This is a genomic window from Gordonia hankookensis (genome assembly GCF_014673215.1).
GTDB classification, from domain to species: Bacteria; Actinomycetota; Actinomycetes; order Mycobacteriales; family Mycobacteriaceae; genus Gordonia; species Gordonia hankookensis.
Genome location: NZ_JACWMS010000002.1, coordinates 312916 through 324968, shown reverse-complemented (window position 1 = coordinate 324968; position 12053 = coordinate 312916). Strand labels below are relative to the sequence as shown.

Here is a 12053-nt window from a genome sequence, read left to right as displayed (position 1 = left end):
CGTCCCGGGGCCCGCGGGGTCGAGGCCCTCCAACCATGCGTCGAACGGGCTCGCGACAGATCGACACAGTACGGAGAATGATTTTCCGCCAGGGTTAGTATCGCGAACGTGACTTCAGATCAGACCGCTTCTGGCTTGTCCGCTGCCGAGTCGGAGGGTGTCATCTCCGTCGAGCTCGACGACGAGATCGCGGTGATCCGGCTCAACCGCCCCGACCGCCTCAACGCCTTCACGTTCGAGATGGGGGAGGAGATCAAGGCCGCACTCGACAGGTGCGACGCCGACGACTCGATCCGGGCCGTCGTGATCACGGGGAACGGCCGCGCGTTCTGTGCGGGCGCAGATCTCGGTGGAGGCGCCACGACGTTCGAGCTCGAGGAGCCCGCTCCCGGCGAGATCCCGCCGGATTCGGGCGGACAACTGACCCTCCGGATCTTCGAGTCGTTGAAACCCGTCGTGATGGCGATCAATGGGGCGGCCGCGGGCGTCGGCGTGACGATGACGCTGGCCGCCGACGTCCGGATCGCGTCCGAGGATGCGAAGTTCGGATTCGTGTTCGCCCAGCGAGGATTGGTCCCGGAGGCGTGCTCGACCTGGTTCCTGCCACGACTCGTGGGACTGCCAACCGCGCTGCAATGGACGATGGGTGCACAGATGGTGCCGGTGGCCGAAGCCCACGAACGGGGGCTGGTGCAGCAGGTCGTGCCCAAGGCGGACGTGCTCGCCACCGCGATCGAGGTGGCGAGGAAGATGACGTCCGGCACCGCACCGGTGTCGGTCGCCCTGACGCGCCAATTGCTGTGGCGGATGGCAGGTGCGCCGAGCCCCCGCGTGGCCCACGAGGCCGATTCGAAGGCCATCTACTACCGCGGCACCATGCCAGACGTCGCCGAGGGGGTCACCTCCTTCCTGGAGAAGCGACCCGCCACCTTCACCGATCGGGTGTCGACAGATCTGCCACAGATCTTCTGATCACGTCGCGCGCACAACACCTTCGGCATGATCGGCGGGGTCTGTGCGCCCGGTGGGTGACGCTGTGTGAGACTATCCGTCATGAGGCGTGAACTCGTGACCCGCGCGGCGACCATTGCCGCGTCCGTGGCCGCCGTGGCCGCCGTCGTCGTCCCCGGTACCGCGATCACCGAGACGGTCAGCCCTCCGGTGAAGGCGAATGCTGCGGGCTCCGGCCACATTCCCAAGACGTATGTGGCACTGGGCAGTTCCTATGCCGCCGGGCCCGAATTGTCGTCGGCGCCGCGAACGCCCTGTATGCGATCGACCGACAATTATCCGCACCAGGTGGCCTCGGCGCGTGGGATGCGCCTGGTGGACGTGACCTGCTCAGGTGCCAAGACAGTAGACATCGTCGACCGCGCGCAGCGAGGCAAGACGAGCGAGCCGCAGGTTGCCGCGGTCACCCCGAAAACGGCCCTGGTGACCATCACGACGGGCGGGAACGATCTCGACTACATCGGCCGTTTGACCTCACTCAGCTGTGGCAACGCGGTGCAACCAGCGGCTGCCGGGGTGGCCCAACGAGTCTGCGGCGCAGGGCGCCTCCCCGCTCCCGAGCCGACGCCCGCCGCCTACCGCGAGGTCGAGCGGACGATCGCCCGAACCGTCGAGGCCGTTCGGGCACGAGCCCCGCATGCCGAGATCGTCCTGGTCGACTACCCGCCGGTGATCGGGACGACCTCGACATCGTGTTCCGAGCTGCCGCTCACCTACTCCGAACGCGCGGAGACCAAGCGGGTCTTCGACGGTCTGGCCGAGGCCACCGCCCGCGCCGCGCGGTCGACCGGAGCCGTACTGGTCACCGCATCGAAATCGGGTGCTGCCCACGCTGTGTGCTCGCAGCGCCCCTGGGTGTACGGATTCGAACGCGGAGTCTTCTACCACCCGAATCGCACGGGCAAGAGCGCTGTCACGCAGCTGATCCTCAGAGCGCTGCGGTAGCGGCCCGGCGCTGACGCCAGAACGCCAGGCCCGCGGAGACGAGCAGCAGTGCGCCCGTGGCGACGATGAGATCGCCCACGAGAGCAGCGAACACGACGCGCAGGAGAACGCCCAGAGCGATGGCGGTGGTCGCCACGGCCATCGATCGGCCGGCATTCTGGGTTCGCCAATCGATGGTGCTGCGGCCGGTTGTGATCAGACTGATCGGGCTGCGCCGCAACACCTCCACGATGAAGATCGTCAAGGCGACGGTGCCCACGTAGGCGACCAGGATCAGCGGCCAGGTCGGTAGATTCCGATGCTCGGCGATGATGGGCATCAATTCGCTCAGGGCCAGTGCGTGCGCCAGGTAGATGCCGAACGAGCGGTCGGCGGCGGTCCGCATGAAGTTGTCGGGTACCGAGCCCTTGGTGCGGCGGCTCTGCCAGACCGTGCCGAGGCAGTAGAGGATCGTGATGATCGCGATGTAGGCGAATGTGTTGTGCACCATGAACACGTTGGTGGCCCGGAAGATGGTCTCGCCCGTGTGCGTCTCGTGCAGGTAGTACAGCAGTGTCAGCGCGATCACCAGGGCCGCGCCGGCGATCAGCTGCCAACGCCACCGGGTCATGAAGTGCTGGAACGCCGGGTAGTGCATCGCAGCAACGCATCCGGCGAGCACGAAGAACTGGTACGGCAGGATCGTCGCGACGAGATGTGCCCACAGCATGTGCTGGGGGCCATGGGTGAAGAAGTCGAGCGGAGGCCGGACCATGAAGTACAGCAACGTCGTCTGTGCGGCAAAGCTCATGAGCAGCAGGTACCGGTGGTATCCCCAGGTCTTGCGGAGCACGATCAGGATGAGGGGGAAGACCGCATAGATCTGCATGCTGACCGACAGGAAGTACAGGTGATACCAGGCATTGCCGGTGACGAGGTCGTAGGCGATGCTCTTGAGTGACAACGCGATCGAATGGGGCGAATCGACCAGATCGCCCAGAGCGGTCATACCGCCCGCGCGATAGCGCCCGTACACCCAGTAGAAGAGGCTCCACACCAGGAACGGCAGGCCGATCAACTTGTATCGACGTCGCCAGAAGGTGAGGGGTTTGAGTTCGCGGTCGCGGTATTGGTATGTGAGGACGAATCCGGTCAACGCGAAGAACGAGTACCTGGTGTAGCGCAACAGGAGCCCGAGGGCCCCGGCGCCGACATCGGTGCCCGTCGCGATGCCGAGGAGGACATGGTCGAGGATGACCGCTGCGAACGTCACCAGTCGCACGAAATCGATCTGGTAGAGGTGTCGGTCCGGCTTTGCGGTCACCGGCTTCGCAGGGGCAGCGAATTGGGTTGCCGCACTGTCCGATTCGTCCGGATTCGGCGGAGGCTCGGGAGGCTGTGTCTGTTGTTCCTGTGTGACGATGCCCCGGCCCTCCCGCTTCACTCCGGTCACCTCGGACACCAGATGGCCGAGGGACCCGCGGAGAGGTTACTCCTCAAACCTGAGAGTTCTCGGCTCACCCCGGGGGCCTTCGCGACGATGGTTCGGTGAACGGCCGCGGGCGGGCGTTGTGGTGGGTTAGCGTCAGTCGCGAATCCCGCCGACGACGAGGTCGGGGGCCTACAGAGGGAGCGCACCATGGCCGAGACGTTCACCGTGACCGCCGGCGACGGAACTCCGCTGCTGGGCCGTCGTTGGGTTCCGGACGGCGATGCCCGTGCGGCACTGGTGCTGGTGCACGGCATGGGCGAACACTCACAGCGCTACGCCGAGACTGCTGAGGCATTCGCCGATGCCGGGTTCGTTGTCCACGCCTACGATCACCGCGGTCACGGCGGGTCGGTGCAGGCGGGTCGGGAGCCCGGTGATCTCGGCCCCGACGGCTGGCAGCGCCTGGTCGCCGATATCGGCGTCGTCGTGGCCGGCGTGCGCGCCGAGTACCCCGGCCTGCCGGTGGCGATGATCGCCCACAGTATGGGGTCGTTCGCCGCGCAGCAGTTCCTCCTCGATCACAGTGACACCGTCGACGCGGTGGTCTTGAGCGGGACCGCGGCGCTCGACGGCCTCGAGCCCGCTCTCGACCTCGACTCAGAGATCGACCTGTCGGGATTCAATGCGCCGTTCGAGCCGGCTCGTACCGAATACGACTGGCTCAGTCGCGACGATGCGATCGTCGACGCCTACGTCGCCGATCCCCTCTGTGGCTTCGGCCTCGACGCCGAGTCGGGCAAGGACATGTTCATGCAGGCCCGCGCGATCGCCGACCCCGGCCGTGTGGGCGGCATGGCGTCGTCGCTGCCGATCCTCATCGCCGTCGGTGACCTCGATCCCGTCAATGGAGGACTGGCCCTGTCGAATCTGCTCGCCGATCACTATCGGGCAGGCGGCCTGACCGACGTCACCGTGAAGGTGTACCCCGGCGCGCGTCACGAGATCCTCAACGAGATCAATCGCGACGAGGTCCGGCGCGATCTCATCGCATGGATCGAACGCACGCCTGCGGGCCGAGACTGATCTCGCCCGGCCGGCCGGTCAGGTGGGCAGCGGCAGTGCCTCCCGGGCGCGCAGTAGCAAGGTCATCTGCCCGATCTCGTCACCCTCGTCACTGATCATCGTCAGGGCGAGCTGCTTCGTCACCGAACTCGCCCGGGCATCGTTGTGAGCTGCCACGGCCATGTCGATCCCACCGCGATGGTGGCGGATCATCAACTGGAGGAAGAGGATTTCGGCGCCACGGCCGTGGGCGACCGACAGCCGCGTCAGTTCGTCGACGCTCGCCATCCCGGGCATCGGCGGACCATCGCCCGGGGGCACACCGTGATGGTGGCTCTGCGGGTGGTCCATCCACGACATCGGATGATCCGAGGTGACCGGGATGCCGAACCACGTCAGCCATCCACGCATCGTCGACGTCTCGGCGGTCTGCGACACGACGATCCGGTTGGCCAGCCCGCGGATCTCGAGTGCGGCGTCGGGGGAGAGGCTCTGTGCCATCAGGATCGCCTGATCGTGGTGGGCCGACATGTCCTGGGCGAACCCGATGTCGATGACGCTCGGCCGGTACGAGGTGTCGGTGCCGTCGTGAGTGCTCTGCCATGCCACGCCTGCCACCACCCCGATCGAGATGAGCAGGACGGCGACGGCGGCGGTGGCGACCGCCCGGATGGCGGTGCTCATCCGATCGTCGACTGCTGGTCGGCGGGCGGCGTGTAGACCTTCGGGCTCAGGGCGAGTGCGTAGAACCCGCCGTCGGCACAGGTCGTCCAGAGTTCGTTGCCATGGAACTCCGGTGGCGAGAGGCACCAGTCGGTGGACATGTCGCCGCCGATCACCATGCCGGAACGCGGGCCGATGACGTCGCCGAGCTTCACCTTCCCGTGCGCCATCGACATCCCGAGGCTCAGGAAATCGACGGCCGGGACGCCGATGACCGAGCCGAGAACGTGCGGTGAGTTGGGCGCATCGACAAGGGTGGCGCCCTTGCGTGCGGGTGGATTGAAATAGGCGATCTCCCGGATCCGCGTGAAGTCGCGGATGTCGAAGACCCGGATTCCGGACGACTCCCAACCGCACGCCAGGGTGGTCGGATCCGCGGGGCGGTCGACCGCACAGTAGTGCGGATTACTGCTGAACAGGGACCCGCCCATCGACGAGCGCAGGTTGCGGTCGAGATTGTCGGGCAGGTTGATCTCGAGTTTGATCTGTGCGGCATATCTCGGCCGGTCGACCGAGCTGACGTCGAAGATCTTCACGCCGCCGGAGCCGCCCTCGTCGGCAGTGATGATGTACGGCCGGGATCGGTGGGTGATCGGGATCGAATGCTGATTGAGCTGCCCGTCCGGCCACAGATACGCGGCGAGATGCGGGACCTGCGGATAGGGGGCGCGACGCTGCACGGCACTGATGTCGAGGACGGTGATCCCCGCCATGTTCGAGAGGTACATCCGATTGCCGTCGGGGGAGATACCGAAGCCGTGCCCGAGCAGACTGTGCAGGCCCTGCCAGATCACCCGTGGCCTGCTCGGATCCGAGACGTCGATCGCCGACAGGTGTCCCGGCGACAGTCCGGAGGCCCAATAGGTCCGCCCGTCCGGGGAGAACCCGCCTTCGTGCGAGGTGAACGGCAACGGCGTGGCGAGGCCGGGACCACCGGCATTGAGCAATACGGGGTGTGCGCAGTCGGAGATGTCATAGATGGCGAAGAGGCCGCCACCCCACAGCAACGGCACCGCCGTCGCCGCCAACAGCTTGCGTTGCCGGTTGACCTTCAGCGTTTCCCAGGTGCCACCACGCATGGCGGGATCGGTGAGCGAGCCGACGACCTGCGGGCGCTGGGGATTCGAGGCATCGACCACCTGCACGCCGGGCTGCTTCACGAAGTTGTCGCCCGGGAACAGACTGCCCGTATAGCTGCAGTGGTCAAAGGTGGCCGAGACGATCCCGCCGCCGGCGCCGCGCACGTTCCCGAGTTGGGTCAGGTTGCACCGATAGCCGGCCGTACTGCGACCAGAGTTGCGGTCCTCGGCGCTGACCTCGCCCTGCAGCCCAGGCTCGGCGAGCGCCCCCGGGCCGCATCGGGCTTTCGGTACCGACTTCTCCGAGATGTCGGGGAAGTAGTGCGTGGCGGCAGTGGCAGGTGCCGCGCCGAGGATCGAGATGAGCACCAGGCCCACCGTGAGCACGGCTGACGCGACGATGAAGGGGCGACCGCCCAACCGACGTGAGGACAACGCACGGCCCGACATGTAGCCCCCCAGATTCGACCGACTTCCGCGTGGCGATCACCCTAGCCGGTTGGGCGTCCTCGGCTCAGCGGTTTCCGGTATCCGGTTCGGTAAGGGTGTCGGTGGGAGTCAGGCGCACTCGCTGCACGCGTCGGCGGCGCCACACCAGCACACCGAGCCCGGCTGCCACGAAACATGCGGCGGCACCGACGGCCAGGCCAACGCGTGCACCTGCCGATTCGCTGATCGCCCCGATGGCCGGCCCGCCGATCGGGGTAGACCCCATGAACGCCACCGACCACAAGGACATCACCCGTCCCCTCATCCGAGGCTCGGCGTTGAGCTGCAGCGTCGCATTACCGGTGGACATGAACGTCACGCTCAGCCACCCGACGAAGAAGAGGGCGGCTATCGCGACCGGCAAGGTGGGCGCCACGGCGGTGATCGCGATCGTCACCCCGAAACCTGCCGCTGCGATCGTCAGCGGCCGCAGGCCCGTGGTTCCACGGGCGGCCACCAGGAGACCGCCGACCACCGCACCGATGCCCATCGCGGACGTCATGAATCCGAGTGCCTGCGGGCCGCCGTCGAACGTCTCCTTGGCTGCCGCGGGCAACGACACCTGGAACTCGTAGGCGAGGGTGCCGACCAGCGCCATCATCACCAGGGGAATCCACAGCGTCGGTGAGCCGGCGACGTAGCGCAGTCCTTCACGCAGCTGTCCACGCGCGCGGACGATCGGTTCCTCATGTTCGATCGACGCGGTGTTCATCACGATGAGGGATACGACAACCGCGCCGAAACTCCCGGCATTGACGGCAAAACACCAGCCGGCGCCGACCGCGGCGAGCAGCACGCCTGCGACTGCGGGGCCGACGGCGCGCGCGGCATTGACCATCACCGAGTTCAGCGTGACCGCGTTGCGGATCAGCGACTCACCGACGATCTGGTGGATGAAGGCCTGGCGGGCAGGATTCTCGAAGGCGTTGTTGAGCCCGAGGAGCAGGGCAAGGACCGCCACCTGCCAGATCTGCACCCGGCCGGAGAGGGTCAACGCGGCGAGTACCGCGGCGAGCCCGCCCATGACGGACTGCAGGATGATCATCAGCCGTCGCCGATCGACGCGATCGGCGATCACCCCCGCGTAAGGCCCGAGGAGTAGCACCGGCAGCGCCTGAAGGGCGACGATGACGCCGAGGATCGATGCGGACCCGCTGAGTGTGAGGACGAGCCAGGCCTGCGCGGTGGCCTGCATCCAGGTGCCGACGAGGGACAACGCCTGTCCGAAGAAATAGAGCCGGTAATTCGGGTTGGCCAAGGAGGCGAATGCGCCGCCGGCGGCCGACGTCGCGGCTTCGGGGTGCCGAGCACCCGGTTCGTAAACGTCGGGCGTCCGGTCTTCGGTCATCGGCTTCCATCGTATGCCGCCCGGCTCGTGCCTCGGTGCCCCTACCCGTCGGACCAGGGGCCGCTCCCCGGGCCGGCCGGCGGCATCACATCGGCCTACCGGCCGGCGGCATCACATCCATACCGCCCGCGAGCCGCTGTCGCCGATTCGGTAGACCGTGACCACCGATCCTATTGCCACGCCGAGCGTCGCGGCGCCGAGCAACCAATCGCCTGCCCGGCCGGCTCGCCCCAACACGGGAAGGCGGTTGACGACGAACGTGCTCACGCGTTCGTCGTGTGCGGCCCACCAGAGCACGGTGAACGCGAACAGCGGTCCTGCCCAGTAGATCATCTGCTCGCCAAGTCGAGTGTGGTGCTCCACGGCCTCGGTGTGCGCAACCCGCGTCTCCAGTGCTTCACCCGCACTGGTGGCCAGCGGCACCGCTATCAGCGCAGCCAGCGCGACCAGTGGGACAAGGAATCCCAGACGCCGGCGCGCGCCGGGCCAGAGCACGGCGAGTACCGCCATCAACGACGCCAATGGGACGAGCACGACGACCGCATGGACGAGTAACGGGTGCGTGGGCAGTCCGTTGACCGTGTTCACACGATGAACGTAGACCGACGAAGTTGAAAGAACGCTGAAAGGGTGCCACCGCAGATCTGCGGTCAGGCCCCCAACGCCCGTGCGAACATCGGCCACGACTCGTGCATCTGGTCCTGCCAGTAGCCCCACGAATGTGTGCCGGTGGCAGGGAACCTCACCGTTGCCGGGATGTGGAGTTGGCTCAACCGCCGGACGAGGGCGTCGGTGCAGTATCGTGCCGCCGCCTCGTCGACTCCGCCGGCCACTACCTGCTGCGCGAGGCGGGCGCCGTTTCCGGCGATTCTGCGATCGGCGAGGTTGTCGTGACCTCCGGGGAGTCCGCTTGCCGCGCTTATCCACAGCGCCGGGGTTCGCCGAGCGAGCTTGTGCGCGTTGATGACCGGGTCCTGTGCGGCCCACTCGGGGTCGCCCGGTGGCCCATACATGTTGCCGGCATCGGCACCGTCGGGGAGCCCGGTCACGATGCGGGCGATGAGTTGCCCTTGTGCAGAGGCCGTCTCGGCACACCCCGAGTACGCGCCGACGGCACGGTACCTTCCGGGATGGTTCTCGGCGATCCGCACGACAGCTGTGCCCGACATCGAGATCCCCGCGATCCCACGCGAACGACCGGGACTTGTTCCCCCATGGGCGCTCTCGAATGCCGATGGCAGTTCCGACGTCACGAATGTCTCCCACCGGAGCGGTCTGCTGGTCTTGACCCCGAACCGGAAGTTCGCAGCGGGATCCACTCTCTGCCAGTCGGCGTAGTAGCTCGCCGCACCACCGATCGGCGTCACGGTCCACACGTTCTTGGAACCATAGAAGGCATTGGCATCGGTGGCGTGTGTCCAGTCGTCCCCGTGTTCGCCTCCGCTCGAGCCGTTCAGAAGGTACATGACCGGCGCGCCGGGGTTCCGATTCGCCGGCGCCTGCACCAGCACGGGCACTTGTGTGGCCATGGATCGGGACCACACCGATGCGACGAGGTTTCTCGGCGAGAGCCTGGTCTCACGATACGGAAGGGCAGCGCTCGCATGTGCGTAGCTGATGCCGTCCATTGTGTCCGCCGTGGCAGCGGGTGATCCGGTGACTGCCATCCCGGCGGCGGCCGCCACCGACAGGACCAGCACGCTGACCCTTACACAAAGTGCGTACGACATGCGCTGCATGTCGAGATGTTCCCATGGTCGACCCGACTTCGGGGCGAACTCATCGAGCTGCTCCACTGGATCGAGTCGTGCTACGCCCGAGTTTGTGCGACCCGTCGCACATCGGCGTGATGGAACTGCGTCCACACCGACACAGTGCAACGGTCGAACGTCGAACCGGGATTGGGCTACCGTCGGAACGACAGAGATCTATCGGTCCTCGCACAAGCAGGGGTCCGTCGTCGCAGACGACGATCGTCGTCGATGCGCTGCGCATGTCTGCGCCGTCGTCGTCATCTTGGAGGCTGGAGTCCATTTGTCCTCACCTTCGGCACATCCGATCGACAGCTGTGGCGTCGACGCTACCAGTGCAGATCAGCCACGAATGCCGCTTCCGGTGCCACGTGGGCCGTTGAGCGGCGCCCTCGTATCGACCCTCACGGCCGGTCATACCGGACTCGATCAACTGCGTGACCGCATGGCTTCGGGTCTGCCCACAGGCAACGACTTTCTGCTCGACGAAGACATCGCGATCACGCTGACGATGCTCTACGAGCTGCACCTCAGGGGAATCGCGGGAGTGTCCGACGACTGGGAGTGGAACACGGACATGCTGGCGGCGCGCGCAGTACTCGAAGCCCGCTTTCTGGAGGCCATCGATGACATGGTCGGAACAGTGCAGCCGCCGGCCGACGTGGAAGGCGCCCTGTGGGAGATCGGAAATGCCGACGACGGTCCGCCCGTGTCGTCATTCATGGCACGGACGGCCGATGGCGATCATTTTCGCGAGCTGGTCGTACACCGCTCGTTGCACCAGCTTCGCGAGGCCGACGTGCACACGATGGCGATACCGCGCTTGCACGGCGCCGCGAAGGCAGGGCTGGTCGAAGTCCAGATGGACGAGTACGGCGGTGGATCCGTCGACAGAATGCACGCGACCCTCTACGCGGGGATGATGCGTGCACTGGGGCTGAACAGCGACTACGCGCATTACGTCGACGTGATCCCGGCGTCGACGCTGGCCGGGGTTAATGCGTTGTCGATGTTCGGCGTGCATCGTTCTCTCAGGTATGAGCTGATCGGTCACCTGTGCACAGTCGAGATGACCTCCGCGCTACCGAGCAGGAAGTACAGTCGAGGGCTTGCCAGGCTCGGGTTCGGCCCCGATACGCGGCTGTTCTTCGACGAACACGTCGAGGCGGATTCGGTTCACGAACAGCTCATCGTCCGTGAGGTGGCCGGTCGTCTGGCCGCAGGCGATCCTGCTGCCGGGGCAGCGTTGATCCGAGGTGCCCGTGCCTGCGCCGCTTTCGACGCACTGGCCGCAGAACATGTCTGGCGATGCTGGGAGTCTGCCGACACGTCGCTGTTGCGTCCACTCGAGGGCGTTACCTCGTGAGTTTCAGCCGAATTTAAGTGTATGGGCATTAGCGTCGATGACATGTCCAGAGTCAATGATGAGAGTAGACATCACTGCGCGGTGTCAGGGTCGTGACCTGCACCATGAGTGTCGGCCGGGCCGAAACGCGTGGGCGTCGAGCACATGGGTGACGCGGTCGTCCTGGACCGGCGCACCCACGGCATCCTCGGTGCACTGCCTGGTCCTGTGCCCCAGATCGTCGAGCATCCCGACGTGTACCGACCGGCGGTCGACTCCGCTCTGCTGTGTCTCGGCCTGGCCGAGGAGTTCCGGTCACGTCCGTCCCGGTTGTCGTCGGCCATCGAACTCTGTGCGGGCGCAGGTCTCGCGAGCCTCTATGCGAGCCGCTGGGCGTCCACGGTCATCGCGGTCGATCGGAACCCGGCGGCGATTGCGGCGATGTGGTCGAACTCTCGGGCGAACGGCGTCGTCCTGGATCTCCGCTGTGCGGATGTGAACGACCTGGACTGTTCGCTCGCGGCCGACGTGGTTCTCGCGAACCCGCCCTATGTGCCGACGCCTTCCGATGCGACCAGGTCCGCACTCGGATATGCCTGCAACGGTGGTGAACTCGGCCGAGACGTGATCGACTCGATCATCGAGCGCGCGCCGATCCTCGTTCGCCCCGGTGGGACCTTGCTTCTGGTCCAGTCGACCATCAGCGATGCCGACCGGACCATGACCGCACTGTCTGCTCTGGGCTTTCAGGTATCGGTGTCACACACGCGGACAATACCTTTCGGGCCGGTCATGCTGGGGCGTGCGGCGTGGATGGAAGAGCGGGGGCTGATCGCACCAGGGCAACGGTGGGAGCAGCTCGTGGTGATCCGAGCGCGTCGACGGTGAC

General features: G+C 66.4%; 12 protein-coding genes. 5 read left to right on the top strand and 7 right to left on the bottom strand.

What is annotated here, in order from left to right:
- The first annotated feature begins 108 nt into the window (after positions 1 to 108).
- Both IDF66_RS08765 and IDF66_RS08760 read left to right on the top strand, forming a co-directional pair.
- Positions 109 to 972, top strand: coding sequence for an enoyl-CoA hydratase-related protein (locus IDF66_RS08765; RefSeq protein WP_190266557.1), 864 nt, complete (start codon positions 109 to 111; stop codon positions 970 to 972).
- Positions 973 to 1053: 81 nt separating this feature from the next.
- Positions 1054 to 1956: an SGNH/GDSL hydrolase family protein gene (locus IDF66_RS08760; RefSeq protein ID WP_190266556.1), complete on the top strand. Its 903-nt coding sequence runs from the start codon at positions 1054 to 1056 to the stop codon at positions 1954 to 1956.
- On the opposite strand, the gene IDF66_RS08755 is transcribed toward IDF66_RS08760, so the two are convergent.
- Positions 1940 to 3259: an acyltransferase gene (locus IDF66_RS08755; RefSeq protein ID WP_317628640.1), complete on the bottom strand. Its 1320-nt coding sequence runs from the start codon at positions 3257 to 3259 to the stop codon at positions 1940 to 1942. The genes IDF66_RS08760 and IDF66_RS08755 overlap by 17 nt on opposite strands.
- A 315-nt stretch (positions 3260 to 3574) precedes the next feature.
- Between IDF66_RS08755 and IDF66_RS08750 the strand changes: the two genes are divergently transcribed.
- Positions 3575 to 4450, top strand: a complete 876-nt coding sequence (locus IDF66_RS08750) for an alpha/beta hydrolase (RefSeq protein ID WP_190266555.1) — start codon at positions 3575 to 3577, stop codon at positions 4448 to 4450.
- A gap of 18 nt (positions 4451 to 4468) precedes the next feature.
- Here the strand turns inward: IDF66_RS08750 and IDF66_RS08745 are convergent, their stop codons facing one another.
- From IDF66_RS08745 to IDF66_RS08720, 6 genes are all read right to left on the bottom strand, one after another.
- Positions 4469 to 5113, bottom strand: coding sequence for a DUF305 domain-containing protein (locus IDF66_RS08745; RefSeq protein WP_190266554.1), 645 nt, complete (start codon positions 5111 to 5113; stop codon positions 4469 to 4471).
- The gene (locus tag IDF66_RS08740; protein WP_190267399.1) at positions 5110 to 6588 is read right to left on the bottom strand and encodes an LVIVD repeat-containing protein; all 1479 of its coding nucleotides are present in this window, start codon (positions 6586 to 6588) and stop codon (positions 5110 to 5112) included. Before IDF66_RS08740 ends, IDF66_RS08745 begins: the two co-directional genes overlap by 4 nt.
- A 157-nt stretch (positions 6589 to 6745) precedes the next feature.
- The gene (locus IDF66_RS08735; protein WP_190266553.1) at positions 6746 to 8068 is read right to left on the bottom strand and encodes an MFS transporter; all 1323 of its coding nucleotides are present in this window, start codon (positions 8066 to 8068) and stop codon (positions 6746 to 6748) included.
- Between the two features lie 111 nt (positions 8069 to 8179).
- A complete protein-coding gene (locus IDF66_RS08730) occupies positions 8180 to 8656 on the bottom strand; it encodes a DUF2231 domain-containing protein (RefSeq protein WP_190266552.1) in 477 nt (158 codons plus the stop codon).
- A 62-nt stretch (positions 8657 to 8718) separates the two neighbouring features.
- Positions 8719 to 9807, bottom strand: coding sequence for an alpha/beta hydrolase (locus IDF66_RS08725; protein ID WP_190266551.1), 1089 nt, complete (start codon positions 9805 to 9807; stop codon positions 8719 to 8721).
- 40 nt (positions 9808 to 9847) lie between these two features.
- Positions 9848 to 10102, bottom strand: a complete 255-nt coding sequence (locus IDF66_RS08720) for a CDGSH iron-sulfur domain-containing protein (protein WP_190266550.1) — start codon at positions 10100 to 10102, stop codon at positions 9848 to 9850.
- A 69-nt stretch (positions 10103 to 10171) separates the two neighbouring features.
- Here IDF66_RS08720 and IDF66_RS08715 point away from each other — a divergent pair, with 69 nt between their 5' ends.
- Positions 10172 to 11185 carry an iron-containing redox enzyme family protein gene (locus IDF66_RS08715; RefSeq protein WP_190266549.1) on the top strand — a complete coding sequence of 338 codons (1014 nt, stop codon included), beginning with the start codon at positions 10172 to 10174 and terminating at the stop codon, positions 11183 to 11185.
- A gap of 144 nt (positions 11186 to 11329) precedes the next feature.
- A complete protein-coding gene (locus IDF66_RS08710) occupies positions 11330 to 12052 on the top strand; it encodes a HemK2/MTQ2 family protein methyltransferase (RefSeq protein ID WP_190266548.1) in 723 nt (240 codons plus the stop codon).
- Position 12053: the final 1 nt, after the last annotated feature.